Source organism: Synechococcus sp. H55.2 (genome assembly GCF_047462495.1).
Taxonomy (GTDB): Bacteria; Cyanobacteriota; Cyanobacteriia; order Thermostichales; family Thermostichaceae; genus Thermostichus.
The window spans coordinates 2453-3668 of the sequence record NZ_JANSJH010000155.1 but is presented as its reverse complement, the minus strand read 5'-3'; the positions used below and the strand labels follow the sequence as shown (position 1 = coordinate 3668).

1 protein-coding gene is annotated in these 1216 nt (G+C 61.3%); it reads left to right on the top strand.

Annotation, left to right across the window (positions count from 1 at the left end; genetic code table 11):
• Positions 1–267 precede the first annotated feature (267 nt).
• Positions 268–1216: Gfo/Idh/MocA family protein (locus NW844_RS12450; RefSeq protein WP_414336088.1), on the top strand; the 949-nt coding region annotated here is incomplete at its 3' end.

The following is a 1216-nucleotide window of genomic DNA, read 5'->3' as shown; positions in this document are numbered from 1 at the left end:
TTAATTTTCACTGGTGGCGGGCCACAATTGATGTCCTCACCCCCGTCCCCTCTCCCTCAGGGAGAGGGGAGTTAGGGAGACGCGTTCGCGACAGCGTTGCGCAGCAATAGTGATGTGACGAGAGGTTTTATTGCTGCTTGAAATAAAGGGGTGCAGCAGGAGTTTCCCTGGGGTGAAGCGAGATCCTGATGGCTAGGTAGTACAAGGGATCCTTTCTATGTGATGCTACAAACAGAGGCAGGCTAGGAGAGGGAACAGACCTTGCGGGTGGGGATCATCGGCACCGGCTACGCGGCTCGCTCACGGGCTGAGGCCTTGCGCAAAGATGGGCAAGTGGAGATTGTGGCTGTTGTCGGTCGATCCCCCGAGCGGAGTGCTACTTTTGCCGCCGAGTTTGGGGCTGTTGCCTATTTCGACTGGTCTTCTCTCTTCCGCGAGCAGCGGCTGGATCTGGTTTTTGTCAGCACCATCAATCGGGATCATGGGGCCATTGCCCGCGCTGCGCTGGAAGCAGGGATCCACACTGTCGTTGAATATCCTCTTGCCCTCAGCCTTGCCGAAGCCCGGTCGCTGGTGCAATTGGCAGCCGAGCGGCGGTTGCTGTTGCACGTGGAGCACATCGAGCTCCTCAGCGGCATCCACCTGTTGCTGAGGCGGGAGCTGGAAGGGCTGGGCAAGTTGTTTGCCGTCCGCTACATCACCCTCACCGCCACCCACCCCGCCCCCGACCGCTGGACCTACCGGCCTGAGCTGTTTGGCTTCCCCCTCATGGGGGCTGTCTCCCGCATTCACCGCTTGGTGGACTTGCTGGGCAAGGTGGAGCGGGTGAGCTGTCAACTGCGCTACGACGGGCCGGATTTGCCCCAGCGCTACAGCAGTTGCTACTGCACAGCCCAACTGAGTTTTGCCAATGGGTTGCTGGCAGTGTTGACCTATGGCAAGGGAGACTCTCTGTGGTGCTCGCAGCGGCTACTGGAGTTCCACGGCCAGCGGGGGGGCCTGCTGATCAACGGCGAAGAGGCGATGCTGTTGCGCGCCGGCAGTGCCCACCCCTTGGAGACGGGATCCCGCCACGGCCTGTTCGAACAAGACACCCGCATGGTGCTGGATCACCTGCGCCACGGCAGCCCTCTCTACGTAGACACCGAAAAGATGCTCCATGCCCTCGCCGTGGCCGAGGCCGCCGAGCGATCCGCCCAAACCCAGCAGGTTGTCC